Source organism: Pseudomonas sp. HS-18, from assembly GCF_020401845.1.
GTDB lineage: Bacteria > Pseudomonadota > Gammaproteobacteria > Pseudomonadales > Pseudomonadaceae > Pseudomonas > Pseudomonas nitroreducens.
Genome location: NZ_CP084413.1, coordinates 1,934,597 through 1,954,463, shown reverse-complemented (window position 1 = coordinate 1,954,463; position 19,867 = coordinate 1,934,597). Strand labels below are relative to the sequence as shown.

Sequence of the window (19,867 nt, the reverse complement as noted above, 5' to 3'; positions counted from 1 at the left end):
AGCCCAATGAAAATCGGCGGACCTCCTCGAAGAAGGTCCGCCGATCATGCCAGTTCGCGGCGCCCGGCCGCCAACGGAAATCCGCTGTTCAGAGCGCCGTGGGCGACATTATTTGCCGGATTTCACCTGGGTCCAGGTGCGGGTGCGGATACGCTCCAGCTTGGGCGGCAGCATCTCCACCGAGAACAGCTTGGCCTGCACGTCCGCCGGCGGGTAGACGTTGGGGTTGTCGTGCAGCTCCTTGGAGATCAGCCCGTCCGCCGCCTGGTTGGGGTTGGCGTAGGCGACATAGTCGGAGATCGGCGCGACCACTTCCGGGCGCAGCAGGTAGTTGAGGAAGGCGTGGGCCTGCTCGACGTTCTTCGAGTCCTTCGGAATCGCCAGCACGTCGAACCACGCCGCCGCGCCTTCCTTGGGAATGCGGTACTCGATGTGGATGCCGTTATTGGCTTCCTTGGCGCGATTGGCCGCCTGCATCGCGCCACCGGACCAGGCCAGGGCTACGCAGACATCGCCGTTGGCGAGGTCGGTGACGAACTTCGAAGAGCTGAAGTAGGTGATGTGCGGACGCAGTTGCGCCAGCAGCGCCTCGGCCTTCTTGTAGTCGTCCGGGTTGTGGCTGTTCGGCGACAGGCCCAGGTAATGCAACACCTGCGGGATCACCTCGGTGGGCGAGTCGAGGAAGGCCACGCCGCAGGATTTGAGCTTGGCGAGGTTCTCCGGCTTGAACACCAGGTCCCAGGAGTCCACCGGCGCGTTGTCGCCGAGCACGGCCTTGACCTTGTCGACGTTGTAGGCGATGCCGTTGGTGCCCCACATGTAGGGCATCACGTACTGGTTGCCCGGGTCCTTGCTCTCCAGCACCTTGAGCAGGGCGGGATTGAGATTCTTCCAGTTCGGCAGCTTGCTCTTGTCCAACGGCTGGAACACGCCGGCCTTGAGGTAGTTGGGCAGGAAGCTGTCGCTGGGTACGACCACGTCATAGCCCGAGTGGCCGGACAGCAGCTTGGCTTCCAGTACTTCGTTGCTGTCGTAGACGTCGTATTGCGGTTTGATACCGGTCTCGCTCTGGAAGCCCTTGAGGGTGTCCGGGCCGATGTAGTCGAACCAGTTGTAGATGCGCACTTCCGGCGCGGCGCTGGCGGCACCGGCGGTGACGAGGGCGGCGGCGGCGAGCAGGCCGCGCAGCGCGGTATTCTTGTTCATGTCCTTCCCCAGTTGGATGCGCTCGCACTCTGACCACTACAAACGACGGGTCGCGAGCCATAAAAAGCAATCGGGCGGAAATTCATCCGCCCGATCTTCTCTACTTAGCGTGCAGCGCCTTCGTAGCCCTGCAGCACGTTCACCGCGTTGACGCCGATGGCCTCGACCGCGTAGCCCCCTTCCATGATGAACAGGGTCGGGATACCCAGTGCGGCGATGCGCTCGCCCATCTTCAGGTAGTCCGGGCTGTCCAGCTTGAACTCGGAAATCGGGTCGTCCTTATACGTATCCACGCCCAGCGATACAACCACCGCGTCCGGCGCGTAGTCGGCGATCTTGCGGCACGCATCGTCCAGCGCGGCGAACCAGCCATCCCAGCCGGTGCCGTGCGGCAACGGGTAGTTGTGGTTGTAGCCTTCGCCGGCGCCCTCGCCGTGCTCGTTGGCGTGGCCGAGGAAGTACGGGTACTCCACCAGCGGGTCGCCGTGGATCGAGGCGAACAGCACATCGTTGCGGCGGTAGAAGATGTCCTGGGTGCCGTTGCCGTGGTGATAGTCGACGTCGAGGATGGCCACGCGCTTGGCACCCTGGTCGAGGAAGGCCTGGCTGACGATGGCGGCGTTGTTCAGGAAGCAGTAGCCGCCCATGAAGTCGCTGCCGGCGTGGTGGCCCGGCGGACGGCACAGGGCGAAAGCGGTGCTGGCACCCTGGCGCATGTGGTCCTGGGCGGTCAGCGCGACCTGGGCCGAGCTGTACACGGCCTGCCAGGTGCCGGCAGTGATCGGCGCCTCGGTGTCGAAGCTGTAGTGTCCCACTTCGCCCATCAGCGCAGTCGGGATCGGACCGTCACGCAGCAGGCGGCGCCCCGGGAAGGTGGTGGAAACCAGGTCGCCGGTGTGGCCTTCGGCCGCCCAGCGCGCCCAGGCGCCCTTGAGGAATTCGACGTAGCGGGTGTTGTGCGCACGCAGGATCGGCTCCAGGCCGAAGTCCTTGGGCTCGATGATCTCGCCCAGGTTCTGCGATTTCACGCGGGCCAGCACGGTGTCCGCGCGGCTGGGCATTTCGAAGCAGGGCTGGAGTTTGCCGTCGACCAGTTCGGACTGGCCGAAATGCAGGCGGTGATCATCGCTGTACACGGTAAGCATGGGAGTACCCTCTGAAGGATTCTTGTTGTCCGTGGGGGAATTCTGCCCAGCGACTGCGCTGCACAAAACAGCGGAAGCGGCCAAAAGGGGATCGATGTGGCCAGAATTTCTGACCCTTAACCATCTGCATACACTGATTATGCGGACCAGCCGGACAAGGACCGGCCACTACGACGCTATGCTCCAGGGAATTGTGCCGGCCACTGACCGGTCGAACACCCACATGCGTTTTGACCACAGGATGGGGGAAGATGCGGGAAACCTTCATGCATGCCTGCAGCCGCGTGCTGCTGATGCTCACCTTGTCGCTGGCCGGAGCAGGCGCCGTGCTGGCCGACGAGCCGACCGACGTCCAGGCCGGCGACACCATCGAGCTGCCGGAGCTGCCGGACGACGCCAGCCTCGACCAGCTCAGCGACCGTCTCGAACTGATCCGCCAGCGGGTATCCGCCGACAGCGACGACGGCCTGCTCTCCAACCTGCGCCAGGCGGCGCTGGGCGTCCAGGCCCGTGCCGAACAGAGCGCAGCGGACATCACCACGCAACTGGCGCGCACCGAAGACCAGCTCAAGGTCCTCGGCCCGATGACGCCCAACGAAGCGTCCAGCCTCACCAATCAGCGCAACGATCTGCTGGCCGATCAGAAGCAGCAGCAGAAGCAGCAGGATCGCGCCAACCAACTGGACAAGAATGCCCAGGACCTGGCCGCACAGATCGTCAACCTGCGCCGCAGCCAGTTCAACTCGCAGATCGCCACGCGCTACCCGCCACCGCTGAGCCCGCGCTTCTGGTCCAGCCTGATCCGTCCCACCGATGATGACCTGTCCCGACTGCAAGCGATTCGCGGACAGATCGGCGACGCCTTCGCCCTGACCTGGCAACCGGAACACCGCTGGCCCTTCATCGCCTGCCTGATCGCTGGCGCGCTGCTGTGGATCCCCGGCCGGCGCCTGCTGGAGCAGCTGCTGACCAAGGCGATGATCCGCTGGATTCCGGTGGGCCGCCTGCGCCGCAGCGCGCTCGCCGTGGCGGTCAGCCTGGCCACCATCCTCACCCTGGGCGGCGGCGCCGCGCTGATTCGCGAAGGCCTGGACTGGCACGAGCAGCTCAACGGCAGTATGGCCAACCTGGGCGACCAACTGCTGACACTGGTGATCTTCTGCACTTTCACTGCCGGCCTGGGGCGCGCCCTGCTCGCCGTGCAGCGACCGTCCTGGCGCCTGCCCGACCTGCCCGACCCGGTGGCCGACGCGCTCTCCCCCTTCCCCTGGCTGATGGCCTGGCTGCTGCTGGTGCTCGGCACCCAGGAGCGGCTGAACAGCGCCAGCGGTGCCAGCCTGGCATTGACTGTCGCGGTGAACGGCATCACCGCCCTGGCAACCGCGCTGCTCTTCTCGATTGCCCTGTACCGCTACCGCCGGGCCCGCCGCGAAGCCGAAGGGCACGAGACCTCCGCGTTGGCCGGGATCATCGTGCTGGCAATGATGATCACCGTGCTGCTGATCGTCCTCGCGCTGGTCACCGGCTACCTGTCGCTGGCCTATTTCCTCGCCGGAAAATTGCTCTGGGCCAGCGTCGTCTGCGCCACCGGCTACCTGCTCACGACCCTGTTCGTCGACCTCTGCGAAGCGCTGCTGTCACCCAGGCAGAAGATCGGCGCGCGGCTGGCCGAAAACCTTGGCGTCGACCCGCGCCACCAGGCGCAGTTCGCCACCCTGCTGACCGGCGCCGGGCGCACGCTGCTGGTGTTGTCGACGATACTGATCGCCTTCTCCACCACCGGCACCAGCCCCGGCGAGCTGCTCCAGGGCCTGGTGCGGCTGGTGGAAAGCGGCCAGTCCCTGGGCCGCCTGAACATCGTCCCGCAGGACATCCTGCTCGCCCTGGGCACGCTGGCCGCCGGGCTGTTCGGCCTGCGCCTGCTCAAGCGCTGGCTGGCCGAGGAACTGCTGCCGGAAACCAGCATGGACGTGGGCATGCGCGCCTCGCTGGTGACCCTGGTGGGCTACATCGGCATGGTCATCCTGGTGCTGCTGGTGCTCTCGGCGCTGCGCATCAACCTCACCAGCCTGACCTGGGTGGTCAGCGCCCTGTCGGTGGGTATCGGCTTCGGCCTGCAGGCCATCGTGCAGAACTTCATCTCCGGCCTGATCCTGCTCACCGAGCGCCCGGTGAAGGTGGGCGACTGGGTCAGCCTCACCGGCGGCGTGGAGGGCGATATCCGCCGCATCAACGTGCGCGCCACGGAAATCCAGATGTCCGACCAGTCCACCGTCATCGTCCCCAACTCGCAGTTCATCTCGCAGAACGTGCGCAACGTGACCATGGGCAGCGCCCTGGGCGTGGTCGGCATCAACCTGACCCTGCCCTTGGATACCGATGTGCAGAAGGTCCGCGAGCTGATGCTCAAGGCCTACACCGAGCACGAGAACATCGTCGAGACGCCGGCGCCCTCGGTGACCTTCAAGGACCTCAGCGCCACCGGCCTGACCTTGGCCGCCTCGGGCAACGTCAGCAGCCCGCGGGCGGTGTACAGCACCAAGAGCGACCTGCTGTTCACCATCTTCAGTGGGCTGCGCGAGGCCGGAATCAACCTGACCGTGGCGCAGAACCTGATCCTGCAGCGGCCGCAAATGGCGCGCGAGCCACGCTCTGGCGAAGCGACAGCACCGCAAGTCGGCGACGCCGCCGCAGCGAACCCACCGCCGTAGAATGAGAACGTCACGCCGGTAGGGCTGCCGCGCTACCGGCCTTCGCGCAACAGTCCCGCGCGGGAGTTGCCGTTGCGCCCGCAGCGTCCCGTGCCCGTCGTTGGCCGGCGCCCGGCGCGGCACCCGGCCTTGCCGCCTGCCGCCTTCCTTTCTCCGTTGCCGCTGGGATTGCCCGCGGCTTCGCATGGGAGTTCGCGCGATGGACGAAGCCAGACTCAACGAATTCATGGGCAAGCTGGTCACCGACATGGGTGGCGCGGCGATGCTCGCCAACATCATCCTGGGTGAAGAACTGGGGCTCTACAAAGCCATGGCCGATGGCCAATGGCTGAGCCCGGCGCAACTGGCCGAGCGCAGCGGCTGCAATGCCCGCCTGCTGCGCGAATGGCTGAGCGCCCATGCCGCCTCCGGCTACATGGAGCACCAGGACGGCAACTTCCGCCTGCCCGAAGAGCAGGCGATGGCCCTGGCCATCGAGGACTCTCCCGTCTACGTCGCCGGCGGCGCTTCCGTGGTCGCCGCGCTCTACCACGACAAGGACAAGCTGGTCGCCGCCATGCGCGGCGACGGCGCCCTGGCCTGGGGCGATCACCACCCCTGCATGTTCTCCGGCACCGAGAAATTTTTCCGCCCTGGCTACCGCGCGCACCTGGTGGCCGAATGGCTGCCGGCCCTGGACGATGTGGTCGACAAGCTCCAGCATGGCGCGCGGGTCGCCGATGTCGGTTGCGGCCACGGCGCCTCCACCATCGTCATGGCGCAATCCTTCCCGGCCTCCTATTTCGTCGGCTTCGACTACCACCAGCCTTCGATAGAAGTGGCCAACCAGCGCGCGGATCAGGCCGAGGTCGCCGGTCGCGCCAGCTTCCAGCGTGCCAGTGCCAAGGATTACCCCGGCACCGACTACGACCTGATCTGCTTCTTCGATTGCCTGCACGACATGGGCGACCCGGTGGGCGCCGCGCAGCACGCACGCCAGGCACTCAAGGCGGATGGCACCGTGCTGCTGGTCGAGCCCTTTGCCAATGATCACCTGGACGACAACCAGAACCCGGTCGGCCGGCTGTTCTACGCCGCGTCCACCTTTATCTGCACGCCCAACTCGCTATCCCAGGAAGTCGGCCTGGGGCTCGGCGCCCAGGCAGGCGAAGCGCGCCTGCGCAAAGTGTTCGAGGAGGCCGGTTTCAGCCGCTTCCGCCGGGCAGCCGAAACACCGTTCAACCTGATCCTCGAAGCGCGCCCCTGAGTCGCCGGGAGATTGCCTGCAGCGCCCGTGAAGCGGGCGCTGCAGCTTCGAAACAATTCGTCATTTGCCCGTCATCAATCCGTTATATGGCCCATTGAAACTCGCAGGCTTTCAACCCCAGGAAGCCCCGAGATGTTCAACAACAAAGCCAACAAAGCTGCATCCCTCGCTCTGCTCGTCGCCGCCCTCGCTGGCTGCGCCGCCCAGGCTCCGGTAGCCAGCAAGGAAGCCACGCCCAACAACGACGACTGGTACCTGGTGCGTACCGACGAGACCCTGTACCTGTTCGATGACGCCGCCGTCTACCGCGACTACATCGTCACCGGCAAGACCACCTACACCAGGGAAGTGGGCGAGAAGGACAAGTTCGGCCAGAACGTCGTCCTGGTCGTCCGCGCCGAGGACAAGGACAAGGACGCGAAGAAGATCGCCTCCTACCAGTTCTACAAGCAGAGCCTGCCGCCGGCCGCCGGCTTCTACGGCGAAATCCGCCAGGAAGGCGTGATCTATGTAGCCCAGCGCTACGGCGACATGGTCGACATGAACGGCCTGGGCGAACCGATCTTCCGCCACACCGAAATCGCCAGCGGCCCCAACGGCGAGCGCGTGGTGTACCTGATGCAGAAGGAAGAAAAGAAGCCGGTCGGCCTGATCGCCCGCTTCCAGAAGATCTACGGCATCACCCCCGCCAAGGGCTGATGACGAAAAAGCGCGCATTCCGGGGAGGGAGTGCGCGCTTTTTCATGGCCGGCGCCGCAACGGCGCGGGTGTGCGCTAGCTGGAAGGCTCCAGTTGCACGGCAGAAATCGTTTTCGGCGCCTCGATACCCCAGTCACCGAATTGATACCAGTCATCGCCGAGCATCTCGGCCGGGTGCATGGTGCGGTCCGCACCGTTGCCACAGGCCAGGTTGGTGGCCGGGCAATAACGGTCGCAGCCCCAGCAGATGCGCTCGGGGTGCGGCGGGTTGAGCGGGAATTTCTTGGCCATGGTCAGGCCCTCGGAGGTTTCCTTGTGGAATCCCTGAAGACTATGGCAAAAGAATATGTCGGCATTGTTCTGAGACAAGGTTTTAGTAGAGGAGCAGAATTCCACTCATCATCTGCCCCAAGATATCAGGGCGGACAACCGAAAAAGGACTTTTCAATGAGCAAACTAGCCTGCCATTGCGGCCACATCATTCGTGATCAATCCGATCAGTTACCGTTCAAGGCAACGGTCATCAGAGACCAAGACGAGGATCGGCTACTTGAAAAGATTGGCGATGCGGTAGTCGATCTGCTTGCCGCAGCAAAGGACGGAAATATCGATCAATTAATTGAGGACAGATTCGGATCCAACTGGCGCCCCAGTTTTCGTGTTGCCGTGGAAGAAATTGTCGCTCAGCCATATATAGACGAGGTATCCATGGCTTACGAATGCGAAGCATGCGGCCGCCTCTGGCTGAATCGAAAGAGCAGCAATGCTTTCCTCTCCTACTCGCCTGATAGCCACAGATACGAAGGCGTGCTATCGCTCGTTGATATCCAAGAAGCTCATGAAGAAAAGTAACCTGAATCGATTGTTCGAGAATCGTGAGGCGTTGCGATGGTCGCTGCTCCAAGCTCCGCGGACGACATATCACATAGTCGAACTCGTGAGCAGCGATGAGTGCTTGGCAAGCGCGAATTTTTTCCTGATCGACAAAGCCAAAAAACTTGAACCAGCACAAGCATTGGTCGCGCTACTCAGTATCGAGTTACATTTCTACGAAGAGTGGGAGCTGGACGAAACCACCGAGAAGAACGTCGACCTGATCATCGATCATTGGCTACTGAAAAGCAGCGACCACTTGAAATTCCAGGAAATCTCATCGGCTAGCGCGCTGGCCGAGATCAGAGATACATCCAACGCGATAATTCGGCATTTAGCTCTACGCGACAGATCGAGACCAGCCCAGGGTGGCATCTACATCGATACAGTCAAAACAGAGGACTTCCCTCTTCATCTTCTTTCAAGCAGCACGACTTCGGCGCTAGGTATTTTCTCTCACTGGAATGAAAGAGAGATTTTCTACGAAACATCCACTCACTTCGTGTTGTTCAGTTGGAGCACCAGCGCCTGATTCAGGCGGTGCCCCACGCCAACCTTACGCACGGAAGTGGCTCGGCGGCTGGCCGCTCCAGCGCTGGAAGGCGTGGCGCAGGCTGGCGGTTTCGCTGAAGCCGAGCTCCTCGGCGATGCGGTAGATCGGCATGTCGCCGTCCTGCAGCAGTTCCTTGGCACGGGCGAAGCGTAATTCGTCGAGCAATTGCTGGTAGCTGGTCTGCTGTTGCTGCAGGTGGCGGCGCAGGCTGCGCGAGGAGCAGTTGAGGCGGCGCGCCAGTTCTTCCAGGCCCGGCGGCTCCTGCAGTCGTTCGCCGAGTATTGCGCGGACCTTGTCCAGCCAGGCGCGGCGGGCTGCCAGGTCGATGTTCTGGCGTCGGCACTGCTCCAGCATCTCACGGTGCGTCACGGCATCCGCCAGAGGCAGGCGCATGTCCAGCCAACTGGCAGGGAAACCGATGGCGCTGCGCGAGCAGTTGAAACCCAACTGGCAGCCAAACAACGTGGCGTAGGCCGCGCGGCGATCGACCGGACCTTCGTAGTCGAACTCTGCGCGCACCAGTGGCAACGGCTGGCCGAGCAGGTCGGCACAGGCCACTTTCAGCGAACCCAGGCACAACTCGGTGTTGAACGGACGCATCGCTTCTTCCTCGCCATAGCCGGTGGCGACCAGCCAGGCCATGTCGCCATCCACTTCCAGCGCCAGGTGGAAGTAGGTGCCCAGCAACACGGGGTAGCTCAGGCCGATGCGCAGCGCCTCGCCCAGGGTCGGCGCAGAGATCAGCGCATAGCCGAGCAGGCCATAGGCAGTGATCCGCGTGCGCACGCCCAGGCGCAGGCCGAGTGCGGGCTCGCCGGCGAGATTCTGCACATTGCTGAAGACCTGCTGTTCCTGCCAGGGGCTGACCAGCCGACGCAAGTCGAGCAGGTCGTCGCCGGTGATGCCGCTGCCCTCGAGGATGGACTCGCGGCTGTGCCCCTCGGACTCCATCAGCGCGACGGTCAGCGACGTCATGTGCAGGGAGTTGAGCCAGGTGGAGCGGGAGAAGGTCAGAGGATTCATTCGATGCCCATCGTAGACGCTACGGCGCCCCCGTCAGTGTTACCAGCACGGGGGCAGGTCAGGAGCAGGCAAGTTGCGTGCCGGCCACCCAGCGTGGCCGGATCGATCCCCATCTTACGGGGTCTCGGACGCGATGCGGAAGTTTCGAGCCTCGCGGCAGGGTTACCTTTGCGGACATCGGAACGGTGCGGGCGCACCGTTCCGGAGCTCAACCGCGGCAGAATTCAACCACGGGAGAGGAAGCGCATGCCCTCTTCCAGACCGCTCAGGGTCAGCGGGAACATCTGCTCCTTCACCAACTCGCGCACGAGACCGGTGGAGGCGGTGTAGTTCCAGGTGTCCTTCGGGTACGGGTTGATCCAGATGAGCTTCTTGTACTTCTCCATGAAGCGCTGCATCCAGACGTAGCCAGCCTCCTCGTTCCAGTGCTCGACGCTGCCGCCGGCCTGGGTGATCTCGTAGGGCGCCATGGCGGCGTCGCCGACGAACACCACCTTGTAGTCCGGTCCGTACTTGTGCAGCAGGTCGAAGGTGGCGGTGCGTTCGCTGGTACGGCGCAGGTTGTTTTTCCACACCGACTCGTAGATGAAGTTGTGGAAGTAGAAGTACTCGAGGTGCTTGAACTCAGTCTTACAGGCCGAGAACAGTTCCTCGCAGACCTTCACGTGGGCGTCCATCGAACCGCCGATATCCAGAAGCAGCAGGAGCTTCACGGTGTTGCGGCGCTCCGGGCGCATCTGGATGTTGAGCAGGCCGGCGTCCTTGGCGGTGTGGTCGATGGTGCCGTCGATGTCCAGCTCTTCCGCCGCGCCCTCACGGGCGAACTTGCGCAGGCGGCGCAGGGCGATCTTGATGTTGCGCGTGCCCAGCTCAACCTGGTCGTCGAGGTTCTTGTACTCGCGCTGGTCCCAGACCTTGGCCGCCTTGCCCTGGCGCTTGCCGGCGTCGCCGACGCGGATGCCCTCGGGGTTGAAGCCACCGGAGCCGAACGGGCTGGTGCCGCCGGTACCGATCCACTTGTTGCCGCCGGCGTGGCGTTCCTTCTGCTCTTCCAGGCGCTTCTTGAACTCCTCGATCAGCTTGTCCAGGCCACCCAGGGACTGGATCTGCGCACGCTCCTCGTCGGTCAGCAGGCGCTCGAATTCCTTGCGCAGCCACTCTTCGGGGATCAGCGCCTTGAGGTGGTCGTCGAGCTTTTCCAGGCCCTTGAAGTAGGCGCCGAAGGCCCGGTCGAACTTATCGAAATGGCGCTCGTCCTTCACCATGATGGTGCGGGCGAGGTAGTAGAACTCGTCCATGTCGGCGAACACGACGCGGTGCTTGAGCGCATCGATCAGGTCGAGCAGCTCGCGCACCGACACCGGCACCTTGGCCGCACGCATTTCGTTGAACAGGTTGAGCAGCATGGAGATGCCCTCGGAAATCGCAAGTAACGGTCCCCTCTCCCTTCGGAGCGGGGCGCGTAGCCAGGGTTAGAGAGAGGGCAAGCACGCCACGGGGCCATTTCCCTCTCCCCGGCCCTATCCCTGAAGGGAGAGGGAGTAAGAGCCTCAGCGACTCGCGCGGCGGCTCATGAAGGCAAGACGCTCAAGCAATTGAACGTCCTGCTCGTTCTTCACCAGGGCGCCGGCCAGCGGCGGGATGGCCTTGGTGGGATCGCGCTCGCGCAGCACGGCTTCGCCGATGTTGTCGGCCATCAGCAGCTTCAGCCAGTCCACCAGTTCGGAGGTGGAGGGCTTTTTCTTCAGGCCGGGCACCTTGCGCACGTCGAAGAAGATGTCCAGCGCCTCGCTGACCAGCGTGCCGCTGATCTTCGGGTAGTGCACGTCGACGATCTTCTGCAGGGTCTCGCGGTCGGGGAAGGCGATGTAGTGGAAGAAGCAGCGGCGCAGGAAGGCGTCCGGCAGTTCCTTCTCGTTGTTGGACGTGATGATGATGATCGGGCGCTGTTTGGCCTTGATGGTCTCGTTGGTCTCGTAAACGAAGAACTCCATCTTGTCGAGTTCCTGCAACAGGTCGTTGGGGAACTCGATGTCGGCCTTGTCGATCTCGTCGATCAGCAGGATCACGCGCTCTTCGGCCTCGAAGGCCTCCCAGAGCTTGCCCTTCTTGATGTAGTTGCGCACGTCGTGGACCTTGTCCACGCCCAGCTGCGAGTCGCGCAGGCGGCTGACCGCGTCGTACTCGTAGAGGCCCTGGTGGGCCTTGGTGGTGGACTTGATGTGCCAGGTGATCAGCTTGGCGCCGAAGGATTCCGCCAGCTGCTCGGCGAGCATGGTCTTGCCGGTACCCGGCTCGCCTTTCACCAGCAGCGGGCGCTGCAGGGTGATGGCGGCGTTGACCGCCAGCTTGAGGTCGTCGGTGGCGACGTAGGACTGGGTGCCTTCGAACTTCATCGGTGAATCCTCGAACGATAGCGGGCCGGGCGTTCTGCCGGGCCGGGCGAGTGGTCGGACAAGCTGCGACTATACCGCGCACCCAAGGCGAGTGTGAACGCAGACGCGGCATTCAGTCATTGAATGGCGGGTCAGGGGATGACTGATCGCGATTGACCTGCAGATGACAAGTTTACTTTACATCGCAGAATTCTCGATGTTAAGTTCACTTTACATCACAAGGAGACCGCGATGAATCCCGCCCTGCGCCGCTACACCCTGTCCTGTGCCGCCCTCATGTTCATCTACTCCGCCCTGGTGGCGCTGATCAGCTGGGGGCTGGACCTGCAGAAGCTGCCATATGCCCTGCGCGTCCTGGCCGCCGCCTCTCCGGCGTTGCCGCTGCTGGCGATGCTCTACGTGTTCGACCGCTACCTGCGCAGCGAGCCGGACGAATTCCTGCGATTCCTGTTGTCCCGCGCGGCGATGCTGGCCGGCGGCGTGGTGGTCGGGCTGTTCAGCGCCTGGGGCTTCCTCGAACAGTACGCCGCCTGGCCGCGCTTCCCGGTAATCCTCGCCTTCCCGCTGTTCTGGGCTGCCTACGGCGTCGCCGTGGTACTGCTGCGCCGCCGTTTCGTCTGAAGAAGCTGAGGAGCGGCCATGCACAATCGCCTCAAGGAACTGCGCGCCGAGCACGGCTGGAGCCAGCAGGACCTCGCCACGCAACTGGGGGTTTCGCGGCAGAGCGTGATCGCCATCGAGAGTGGCAAGTTCGACCCCAGCCTGCCGCTGGCCTTTCGTATAGCCCGGGTTTTCAAGCTGCCCATCGAGGCCATCTTCAGCGACGCGCAGCCCGACTGAGCCGGGCGCCCCGACTGGACTACGAAGCCCGCCGGGCATAGGCTGCTGGGTCTGCACAGCTCCAACCTAAGGAACGCATCATGAGCCGCATCTACGCCGACAACGCGCAGTCCATCGGCAATACGCCGCTGGTCCAGATCAACCGCATCGCCCCGCGCGGCGTCACCATCCTGGCCAAGATCGAAGGCCGCAACCCCGGTTACTCGGTGAAGTGCCGTATCGGTGCCAACATGATCTGGGACGCCGAATCCAGCGGCCGCCTGAAGCCGGGCATGACCATCGTCGAGCCGACCTCCGGCAACACCGGCATCGGCCTGGCCTTCGTCGCCGCCGCCCGCGGCTACAAGATGATCCTCACCATGCCCGCCTCGATGAGCCTGGAGCGCCGCAAGGTGCTCAAGGCCCTGGGCGCCGAGCTGGTGCTGACCGAGCCGGCCAAGGGCATGAAGGGCGCCATCGCCAAGGCCGAGGAAATCCTCGCCAGCGACCCGGCGAAGTACTTCATGCCGGCGCAGTTCGACAACCCGGCGAACCCGGCGATCCACGAGAAGACCACCGGCCCGGAAATCTGGAACGACACCGACGGCGCGGTGGACGTGCTGGTGGCCGGCGTCGGCACCGGCGGCACCCTCACCGGCGTGTCGCGCTACATCAAGAACACCAGGGGCAAGCCGATCCTCTCGGTGGCCGTGGAGCCTATCGGCTCGCCGGTGATCAGCCAGACCCTGGCCGGCGAAGAGGTCAAGCCCAGCCCGCACAAGATCCAGGGCATCGGTGCCGGTTTCGTGCCGAAGAACCTCGACCTGTCCCTCGTCGACCGCGTTGCCACCATCGCCGACGAAGACGCCAAGAACATGGCCCTGCGCCTGATGCAGGAAGAAGGCATCCTCTGCGGCATCTCCAGCGGTGCCGCAATGGCCGCCGCGGTGAAGCTGGCCGAAGAACCGAACATGCAGGGCAAGACCATTGTCGTGGTGCTGCCGGACTCCGGCGAACGCTACCTCTCCAGTATGCTGTTCGACGGCCTGTTCGAGGACCAGGAACTGGTCCAGTAAGCTCTATTCCGCCCCTCTGCGGGGCGGTCTCCTGCCTGCCGTGCCGACTCGGTACGGCTCGGGCCACATGCGCTGTCTGCGGACCCGCAGGCAGCCATGGCCTCTCGCCATGTTCCGGCAAAATGGTTAATTCTTGCCCAGCCCGCGACGAAGCGTCGCCCATCTTTCGCGGATGGCCCGGGCTTTCCGCACCGTTGTCAGGAACACAAGAATGAAAATTTCCGCCCCGTTGCTCTCCACCCTTGCACTCTCCCTCGCTGTCTCCGCCGGCGCCGCCCAGGCCGACAGCGTCAAGATCTACAACTGGTCCGACTACATCGCCCCGGACACCGTGCCGACCTTCACCAAGGAAACCGGCATCCAGGCGACTTACGACGTCTACGACAGCAACGAAACCCTCGATGGCAAGCTGATGACCGGCAAATCCGGTTACGACATCGTGGTGCCGTCGAACCACTTCATGGCCAAGCAGATCCAGGCCGGCGCGCTGAAGAAGCTGGACAAGAGCCAGCTGCCGAACTGGAAGAACCTCAACCCGGTGCTGATGAAGGCGCTGGAAGTGAACGACCCGGGCAACGAGCACGGCTTCCCCTACCTGTGGGGCACTACCGGCATCGGCTACAACCCGGCGAAGATCAAGGAAGTGCTGGGCGACAACGCGCCGATCGATTCCTGGGACATCTTCTTCAAGCCCGAATACATGGAAAAGCTGGCCAAGTGCGGCGTAGCGGTGCTGGATAACGGTCCGGAACTGCTGCCGATCACCCTGAACTACCTGGGCCTGCCGCATCACAGTCAGAAGCTGGATGACTACAAGAAGGCCGAGGAAGCGCTGCTCAAGGTGCGTCCGTACATCCGCTACTTCCACTCCTCCAAGTACGTCAGCGACCTGGCCAACGGCGAAATCTGCGTGGCCGTCGGCTTCTCCGGCGACATTCTGCAGGCCGCCACCCGTGCCAAGGAAGCCAAGAACGGCGTGGAAATCCAGTACTCCACCCCGAAGGAAGGCTCGCCGCTGTGGTTCGACATGGTCGCCATGCCGAACGACGCGCCGGATGAGAAAGCCGCCTACGCCTTCATGAACTACCTGCTGCGCCCCGAAGTGATGGCCGGCGTGAGCAACTACGTGCACTACGCCAACGGCAACCTGGCTGCCGACCCGCTGGTGGACAAGGCGATCAAGGCGGACCCGGCGATCTACCCGCCGCAGGACAAGATGGCCAAGCTGTTCGCCCTCGAATCCATGCCGATGAAGATCGACCGCGTACGTACCCGCACCTGGAACACCATCAAGACCGGCAAGTAAGCGTCACCCTTGCCTGACAACGCGCGGCTCCGACCGCGCGTTGTCGTTTTTCGTCGCAGGAATCGCAGATTGCCGCGCGACTCGCACAGGGCTCGCCTACTCGCGCAACGCCCGCTATAGTCAGCCCACGCAGCGCCGTTGCTGCACCACTGAACAGGTTCGCCTTCCATGTCCCGATACCCGTTGCCCGATCCGGCAATCATCGCTGCAGCCTCCCCGGCATGCGGCGCGGGTGCGGGCGCGGCCTGCCCTCCGCCCCCTCCTGTCGTCGCTGTCGCGTCGCCTCCGCCTCCCGGTGCGGCCTACCCGCCACCCGGCGTGAGCGTCTGACGCCACCCGCGTTTTCCATCGCCTGGTTTTCCGCGCCTCACTGACGCGGCCCCGGTATGTGTCCGGCCCTACGCAGGCCGGTCGTGATCTGCCTGACGACAGGTGCATTGCATGATTTCGTTCAACCGTTCGTCCCTGGCCACCCTGGCCAGTACTTCCCTGTTCGTGCTGCTGTGGAGCAGCGCCGCCATCATCAGCAAGTGGGGCCTGGCCCATGCCTCGCCGATGGTGTTTCTGATCGCTCGCTTCGGCACCGCACTGGTGGCGCTGCTGGCCATTTCCCCGCTGATCGGCCTGCGCTGGCCGCGCGAGCGCAAGCAAGTGCGCCACGCCGTGCTCACCGGCCTGGTGATGCTGGGCATCTACCCGATCTTCTACCTGATGGCGCTGGACCTGCACGTCACCCCCGGCGTCATCGCCACGGTGCTGGGTGTGCAGCCGATGCTGACCAGCTTCCTGCTCGAACGTCGACACTCGGCGCTGCGCCTGGGCGGCCTGGCGCTGGGGTTGGTCGGGCTGGTGATGGTGGTTTACCAGAGCATCGGGCTCTCGGGGCTTACGTTTGCCGGTCTGGCCTGCTGCCTGCTGGCGCTGCTGTCGATCACCGGCGGCTCGATCCTGCAGAAGAACATCCGCGAGAACCCGCTGGGCACCCTGCCCTTGCAGTACATCGCCGGACTGATGCTCTGCGTTGCCGTCGCGCCCTTCCAGCCGCTACACGTGGAATGGAATGCCGCATTCATCCTCAGCGCGCTGTGGATGGGGCTGATGGTCTCGGTGCTGGCCACCGTGCTGCTGTACCGGATGATCGCGGCGGGAAATCTGGTCAACGTCACCAGCCTGTTCTATCTGGTGCCGGCGGTGACGGCGCTGATGGATTACGCGGTGTTCGGCAATCGCCTGTCCGCCCTCGGCCTACTGGGCATGGGGCTGATCGTGGTGGGGTTGATGCTGGTGTTTCGCAAGACGGCTCCGGCGCGGGGCGCTGGAAACGCACAAGCGGTGGATAACGGGTAGTCCACCGTGGAGCCTGCTCCCTCTCCCAGCCCTCTCCCTTCAGGGAGAGGGCTGGGAGAGGGAAACCCGCCAGCACAAACTATCAGGGATATCCGTAGCTCTCACCGCGCTGCTTCCACCTTCGCCACCGGCGCCGGCCGCAGCACCAGCCACAGCGCCGCGGCGATCAGCACGCCACCCTGCAGGTGCGCCCAGGACAGCGACTCGTCCAGCAGCAGCACGCCCCAGAACACGCCGAAGGGCGGAATCAGGAAAGTCACCGTCATGGTCTTCAGCGGGCCGATGCTGGCCAGCAGGCGGAAGTACAGGACGTAGGCGAAGGACGTGCAGAGAAAACCCAACCCGGCCAGGGCCAGCAGGACTTTCGGTTCCAGCAGCGGCGCCAGCGGCATGTCCAGGCTGGTGCCGAGGAAGAACGGCAGCAGGCACAGCGTCGCGCCGGTCTGGCTGCCAAGGGCAGAAACGCCGAAATCCAGCCCGCCCTGGTCGTTGATCCAGCGCTTGGTGATGAAGCCGGCGAAGCCGTAGCAGGTGGTCGCCACCAGGCAGGCGGCAGCGCCCCAGAGCAAGCCGGCATCGAAGGGAGCCGGGCCGGCACGGGTCAGCACCGCTACGCCCGCCAACCCCAGCAGCACACCCAGCGACTTGGCGCCAGTCAGCGCCTCGCCGAAGAGCAGCGAGCCGATCAGCACCCCCATCAGCGGCGTAGTGGCGTTGAAGATCGCCGAGTAGCCGGCCGGCAGGAACTGCGCCGCCAGGCTGTACATCAGTACCGGGATGCCCGAGCTGATCACGCCGATGAGCAGGATGCGCCCGAGCTTGCCGCGAAAGTCCCAGCGCGTGCGCATCGCCAGCAGGATCACCACCAACCCGACGGCGGACAGAAAGACGCGGAAGAAGGCCGTCGGCATCACCCCGATGGCCGGCACCAGCTGGCGCATGAACAGAAAGCTGGCACCCCAGATGGCGGCCAGGGCGAGCAGGTTCAGCAGGGCGGCGGGACTCATCAAGGCAGCTCCAGGGCAGGTAAGCCACCAGACTACGCCGGTGGAAAATCACATCCATCCACAGCTGACTTTCAAAGTCCACGGTCAACTGCCCCGAAGGCGCGCCATGCTCAGCACGTCGGCGTAGATGCCGTCGCGAATGGCGTACTCGCGCAATTGCCCCTCCACTTCGAAACCGAACTTGCGGTACAGCGCGATGGCCGGAGCGTTATCGGTGTAGACAGTCAGCTCGACGCGGCGCAGGGCCATCCAGTTGTCCGCAACCTCCAGCAACTCGGCCAGCAGCCGCGTGCCGACGCCGCGGCCCTGCCAGGCAACCGCGACGCCCATGCCGATGCTGCCGCAATGGCTGCGCCGCACGCGCGGGAACTGTTCGATGCTCGCGCTGCCGATCACCTGGACCTGGTGCATCGCCATCAGCGTTACCCGGCGCTCGTCATCCAGCACCAGCCGCTTGCGCCACAGGTCCGGCGCCTGGTACGGCATCTGCAGCACCTGGCGGGCCACGGCAGGATCGTTGTAGAGGGTACACAGGCCACTGATATGCTGCTCCGTGCAGCGTTCGATGTGAAAGTCATCCATCGCTTGTCGGCTCCTTGCCTGGGGGAATGGGTCGTTCAGCATACGGCAAGTCAGCGCACGGCCGGCGGTAGGAAATCTCCCTTCCCCTCCTCCGCCCCCATGGCTAAGCTCGCTGCACAAGAACTCTGCAGAGGCGCTCCCATGGCTCAGCACTGGCCGGCGACCGAGATCGCGACCCTGATCCTCGAAGGCTTCGACGACTACCGCGCGCAGTTCCACCGGATCACCGCCGGCGCGCCGGCGCGCTTCGAACAGGCACATTGGCAGGAAGCGCAGCAGGCCTCGGCCGAGCGCATCAACCTGTACGAGGAAAAGGTCGCCGAGACCGTCGAGCGCCTGACCCGCACCATGGCCGGCATCGACCTGGTGGACGTGGAGCGCTGGCCCATCGCCAAGAGCGCCTACATCACCCTGATCGACCCGCGGCTGGACGACGAGCTGGCGGAAACCTGGTTCAACTCGATCTTCTGCGGCCTGTTCAGCCACGACAACATCAGCGACGGCACGATGTTCGTCCACACCACCCGGCCCGCGCTGCGTGCCCACTCCCGTGATCCGCACACGCGCCTATACCGCCCCGGCGGCAAGCTGCGCCAGGCGCTGGAGCGCATCTTCGACGACTACCGGTTCGCCGTGGACTACGACGACCGCGAGCGCGACCTGGAGCGTATGGACCACCTGCTGCACGCCAACCTGCCGGACTGGGTGTGCAAGGACCCGACCCTGACCATCGAGCTGATCGGTTCGGTGTTCTACCGCAACAAGGGCGCCTACCTGGTGGGCCGCCTGTTCACTCCCGAAGAGCAATGGCCGCTGGTGTTCCCGCTGGTGCACCACGAAGGGCGCGGCATCCAGTTCGACACCGTGATCACCGACGAGGCCGAGGTCTCGATCATCTTCTCCTTCACCCGCTCCTACTTCATGGTCGACGCGCCGGTGCCGGCAGAAATGGTCGCCTTTCTCAAGCGCCTGCTGCCGGGCAAGCACATCGCCGAGCTGTACACCTCCATCGGCTTCTACAAGCAGGGCAAGAGCGAGTTCTACCGCGCGCTGATCAACCACCTGGCGGCCACCGACGACCGCTTCGTCATGGCCCCCGGTGTGCGCGGCATGGTGATGAGCGTGTTCACGCTGCCGGGCTTCAACACGGTGTTCAAGATCATCAAGGACAACTTCAACCCGGCCAAGACCGTGGACCACGCCACGGTGATCCAGAAGTACCAGTTGGTGAAGAACCACGACCGCGTCGGCCGCCTGGCCGACACCCAGCAGTTCGCCGACTTCCGCTTCCCGGTGAGCAAGTTCGAACCCGACTGCCTGGCCGAGCTGCTGGACGTGGCGCCCTCCACCGTGGTGCTGGAAGGCGATGTGGTGCTGATCCGCCATTGCTGGACGGAGCGCCGCATGACCCCGCTGAACCTGTATCTGGAACAGGCCACCGAGGCCCAGGTGCACGAGGCGCTGTACGACTACGGGCTGGCGATCAAGCAACTGGCGGCGGCTAATATCTTCCCCGGCGACATGCTGCTGAAGAACTTCGGCGTCACCCGCCACGGCCGTGTGGTGTTCTACGACTACGACGAGATCAGCTACCTGACCGAGGTGCACTTCCGCCACATCCCGCCGGCGCGCTACGAGGAAGACGAGCTGTCCTCCGAGCCCTGGTACTCGGTGGGGCCGATGGACGTGTTCCCCGAGGAGTTCCCGCGCTTCCTGTTCGTCGACCTGAAGCTGCGCCGGCAATTCGCCAAGCTGCACGGCAACCTGTTCGATGCCGACTACTGGAAGGGATTACAGGAGCAGATTCGCGCAGGGAAGGTGATCGATGTGTTCCCCTACCGCCGCCATGAATCACCGGAGGAAGCGCTGACGCGCTGA

General features: G+C 64.2%; 19 protein-coding genes. 11 read left to right on the top strand and 8 right to left on the bottom strand.

Annotated elements, in window-relative coordinates:
• Nucleotides 1–108 precede the first annotated feature (108 nt).
• Entirely contained in the window at nucleotides 109–1,206 is a 1,098-nt protein-coding gene (locus LDJ84_RS09145) for an extracellular solute-binding protein (RefSeq protein WP_038803404.1), read from the bottom strand.
• Between the two features lie 104 nt (nucleotides 1,207–1,310).
• Nucleotides 1,311–2,351: a histone deacetylase family protein gene (locus tag LDJ84_RS09140; RefSeq protein WP_024765266.1), complete on the bottom strand. Its 1,041-nt coding sequence runs from the start codon at nucleotides 2,349–2,351 to the stop codon at nucleotides 1,311–1,313.
• A gap of 251 nt (nucleotides 2,352–2,602) precedes the next feature.
• Here LDJ84_RS09140 and LDJ84_RS09135 point away from each other — a divergent pair, with 251 nt between their 5' ends.
• The 3 genes from LDJ84_RS09135 (at nucleotide 2,603) to LDJ84_RS09125 (ending at nucleotide 7,007) form a co-directional block, all read left to right on the top strand.
• Complete coding sequence (locus LDJ84_RS09135) at nucleotides 2,603–5,062, top strand: DUF3772 domain-containing protein (protein WP_170859921.1); 2,460 nt, start codon at nucleotides 2,603–2,605, stop codon at nucleotides 5,060–5,062.
• A 199-nt stretch (nucleotides 5,063–5,261) separates the two neighbouring features.
• A complete protein-coding gene (locus LDJ84_RS09130) occupies nucleotides 5,262–6,308 on the top strand; it encodes a class I SAM-dependent methyltransferase (RefSeq protein ID WP_024765268.1) in 1,047 nt (348 codons plus the stop codon).
• 132 nt (nucleotides 6,309–6,440) lie between these two features.
• On the top strand, nucleotides 6,441–7,007 hold the full coding sequence (locus tag LDJ84_RS09125) for a hypothetical protein (RefSeq protein ID WP_170859919.1): 567 nt from the start codon (nucleotides 6,441–6,443) through the stop codon (nucleotides 7,005–7,007).
• Between the two features lie 75 nt (nucleotides 7,008–7,082).
• Here the strand turns inward: LDJ84_RS09125 and LDJ84_RS09120 are convergent, their stop codons facing one another.
• Entirely contained in the window at nucleotides 7,083–7,298 is a 216-nt protein-coding gene (locus LDJ84_RS09120; protein WP_024765270.1) for a DUF3079 domain-containing protein, read from the bottom strand.
• A 24-nt stretch (nucleotides 7,299–7,322) separates the two neighbouring features.
• Here LDJ84_RS09120 and LDJ84_RS09115 point away from each other — a divergent pair, with 24 nt between their 5' ends.
• Together LDJ84_RS09115 and LDJ84_RS09110 are read left to right on the top strand one after the other, a co-directional pair.
• A complete protein-coding gene (locus LDJ84_RS09115) occupies nucleotides 7,323–7,859 on the top strand; it encodes a hypothetical protein (RefSeq protein ID WP_226046243.1) in 537 nt (178 codons plus the stop codon).
• Nucleotides 7,846–8,412: a hypothetical protein gene (locus tag LDJ84_RS09110; protein WP_226046242.1), complete on the top strand. Its 567-nt coding sequence runs from the start codon at nucleotides 7,846–7,848 to the stop codon at nucleotides 8,410–8,412. Before LDJ84_RS09115 ends, LDJ84_RS09110 begins: the two co-directional genes overlap by 14 nt.
• A gap of 24 nt (nucleotides 8,413–8,436) precedes the next feature.
• Here the strand turns inward: LDJ84_RS09110 and LDJ84_RS09105 are convergent, their stop codons facing one another.
• From LDJ84_RS09105 to LDJ84_RS09095, 3 genes are all read right to left on the bottom strand, one after another.
• A complete protein-coding gene (locus LDJ84_RS09105; RefSeq protein WP_024765271.1) occupies nucleotides 8,437–9,456 on the bottom strand; it encodes an AraC family transcriptional regulator in 1,020 nt (339 codons plus the stop codon).
• A 224-nt stretch (nucleotides 9,457–9,680) separates the two neighbouring features.
• Complete coding sequence (locus tag LDJ84_RS09100) at nucleotides 9,681–10,862, bottom strand: vWA domain-containing protein (RefSeq protein WP_226046241.1); 1,182 nt, start codon at nucleotides 10,860–10,862, stop codon at nucleotides 9,681–9,683.
• A gap of 144 nt (nucleotides 10,863–11,006) precedes the next feature.
• The gene (locus LDJ84_RS09095) at nucleotides 11,007–11,852 is read right to left on the bottom strand and encodes an AAA family ATPase (RefSeq protein ID WP_015476360.1); all 846 of its coding nucleotides are present in this window, start codon (nucleotides 11,850–11,852) and stop codon (nucleotides 11,007–11,009) included.
• A 231-nt stretch (nucleotides 11,853–12,083) separates the two neighbouring features.
• Here LDJ84_RS09095 and LDJ84_RS09090 point away from each other — a divergent pair, with 231 nt between their 5' ends.
• The 5 genes from LDJ84_RS09090 (at nucleotide 12,084) to LDJ84_RS09070 (ending at nucleotide 16,400) form a co-directional block, all read left to right on the top strand.
• The gene (locus LDJ84_RS09090; protein ID WP_054908188.1) at nucleotides 12,084–12,473 is read left to right on the top strand and encodes a hypothetical protein; all 390 of its coding nucleotides are present in this window, start codon (nucleotides 12,084–12,086) and stop codon (nucleotides 12,471–12,473) included.
• A gap of 18 nt (nucleotides 12,474–12,491) precedes the next feature.
• Nucleotides 12,492–12,692: a helix-turn-helix transcriptional regulator gene (locus LDJ84_RS09085; RefSeq protein ID WP_226046240.1), complete on the top strand. Its 201-nt coding sequence runs from the start codon at nucleotides 12,492–12,494 to the stop codon at nucleotides 12,690–12,692.
• 80 nt (nucleotides 12,693–12,772) lie between these two features.
• Nucleotides 12,773–13,747 (top strand): cysteine synthase A, encoded by a 975-nt coding sequence (gene cysK / locus LDJ84_RS09080; RefSeq protein ID WP_226046239.1) that lies wholly within the window; start codon nucleotides 12,773–12,775, stop codon nucleotides 13,745–13,747.
• 211 nt (nucleotides 13,748–13,958) lie between these two features.
• Entirely contained in the window at nucleotides 13,959–15,053 is a 1,095-nt protein-coding gene (locus tag LDJ84_RS09075; RefSeq protein ID WP_024765275.1) for a polyamine ABC transporter substrate-binding protein, read from the top strand.
• A 441-nt stretch (nucleotides 15,054–15,494) separates the two neighbouring features.
• Nucleotides 15,495–16,400 (top strand): DMT family transporter, encoded by a 906-nt coding sequence (locus tag LDJ84_RS09070; protein ID WP_037009640.1) that lies wholly within the window; start codon nucleotides 15,495–15,497, stop codon nucleotides 16,398–16,400.
• A 101-nt stretch (nucleotides 16,401–16,501) separates the two neighbouring features.
• On the opposite strand, the gene LDJ84_RS09065 is transcribed toward LDJ84_RS09070, so the two are convergent.
• A complete protein-coding gene (locus LDJ84_RS09065) occupies nucleotides 16,502–17,407 on the bottom strand; it encodes a DMT family transporter (RefSeq protein ID WP_226046238.1) in 906 nt (301 codons plus the stop codon).
• Between the two features lie 84 nt (nucleotides 17,408–17,491).
• The gene (locus LDJ84_RS09060) at nucleotides 17,492–17,989 is read right to left on the bottom strand and encodes a GNAT family N-acetyltransferase (RefSeq protein WP_226046237.1); all 498 of its coding nucleotides are present in this window, start codon (nucleotides 17,987–17,989) and stop codon (nucleotides 17,492–17,494) included.
• Between the two features lie 141 nt (nucleotides 17,990–18,130).
• Here LDJ84_RS09060 and aceK point away from each other — a divergent pair, with 141 nt between their 5' ends.
• Nucleotides 18,131–19,867, top strand: coding sequence for a bifunctional isocitrate dehydrogenase kinase/phosphatase (gene aceK, locus LDJ84_RS09055; RefSeq protein WP_226046236.1), 1,737 nt, complete (start codon nucleotides 18,131–18,133; stop codon nucleotides 19,865–19,867).